This is a genomic window from Agrobacterium bohemicum, from assembly GCF_002896715.1.
GTDB classification, from domain to species: domain Bacteria; phylum Pseudomonadota; class Alphaproteobacteria; order Rhizobiales; family Rhizobiaceae; genus Agrobacterium; species Agrobacterium bohemicum.
In genome coordinates this window covers 1-1,321 of the sequence record NZ_PGEL01000003.1, presented here as the reverse complement: position 1 = coordinate 1,321, position 1,321 = coordinate 1, and the positions used below count along the sequence as shown (strand labels likewise).

Annotated in this window: 1 protein-coding gene and 1 other annotated feature; the gene reads left to right on the top strand. The window is 59.4% G+C overall.

Going from position 1 to position 1,321, the window contains the following annotated elements; all coding sequences use genetic code 11:
* Window positions 1-53: 53 nt before the first annotated feature.
* A protein-coding gene (locus CUC55_RS00015; protein ID WP_103086611.1) for an IS3 family transposase occupies window positions 54-1,282 on the top strand; the annotation gives its coding sequence in 2 pieces (ribosomal slippage) (window positions 54-348 and window positions 348-1,282; 1,230 coding nt in all).
* Window positions 335-451 (top strand) — a sequence feature (AL1L pseudoknot). It overlaps the preceding gene by 117 nt.
* Window positions 1,283-1,321: the final 39 nt, after the last annotated feature.

The following is a 1,321-nucleotide window of genomic DNA, read 5'->3' as shown; positions in this document are numbered from 1 at the left end:
TGAACCGCGCCGGGTTTGCCGGAGGCTCCAACTTCTGAGAAAGTGGAGTCACCATGAGCAAGACAACGAACAAGTTTTCACCTGAAGTCCGCAACCGTGCCATCCGTATGGTGCTGGATCACGAAGCCGAGCATCCATCACGCTGGGCTGCCGTTTCATCTATTGCGGCCAAGATCGGCTGCGCGCCAGCCACGCTGCACGAATGGGTCAAGAAGACCGAGGTCGACACCGGCAAACGAGCAGGTCTGCCGAGCGACGTGGCCGAGAAGATGAAGGCTCTGGAGCGTGAGAACCGAGAACTTCGCCAGGCCAACGAGATTCTGCGCAAGGCGTCGGCCTATTTCGCGATGGCGGAGCTCGACCGCCCCTTCAAGCGATGATCTCGTTCATCGACGAACACCGTGGCGTGTTCGGGGTCGAGCCGATCTGCAGCCTACTGCCGATTGCCCCATCAACCTACTACGAGAACGTCGCCAAGCGACTGGACGTGGATCGCCTGTCGATCCGTGCCCGCAGCGATATCAGCCTGAAGATCGAGATACGTCGTGTCTTCGAGCAGAATTTCCGCGTCTATGGCGTTCGCAAGGTCTGGCGGCAATTGAAGCGTGAAGGTTTTGACGTCGCCCGCTGCACTGTCGCCAGACTTATGAGGTCGATGAGCCTGCAGGGGATCATTCGAGGAAAGCCGGTCCGCACGACATTCCCGGACAAAACGGCCCCGAGCCCGCTTGACCGGGTTAACCGCCAGTTCAAAGCCCCAGCACCAAACAGGCTGTGGGTTTCGGACTTCACCTATGTCGCCACCTGGCAGGGTTTCGTCTACGTGGCCTTTGTCATCGACGTCTTCGCTCGTCGCATCATCGGCTGGCGGGCAAGCCGGACAGCACATGCGAGCTTCGTCCTCGATGCGCTGGAGCAGGCACTTCATGATCGGCGTCCCGCTCATGGCGGCGGCCTCGTGCATCACTCGGATCGCGGCGTTCAATACGTGTCCATTCGGTATTCCGAGCGATTGGCAGAAGCTGGCATCGAGCCGTCTGTCGGAAGCATCGGCGACAGTTACGACAATGCCCTCGCCGAAACGATCAACGGTCTTTACAAGGCCGAGGTCATCCATCGACGCGGGCCATGGAGGAACTTCGAAGCGGTCGAATTCGCCACCCTGGAATGGGTAGACTGGTTCAATCACCGACGCCTCCTGGAACCCATCGGAAACATACCGCCAGCCGAAGCCGAGGATCAATACTACGCCATGCTGGACGAACCAGCCATGGCCGCATAACTTAAACGAAATGGCCTCCGGCAAACCCGGCGCGGTTCA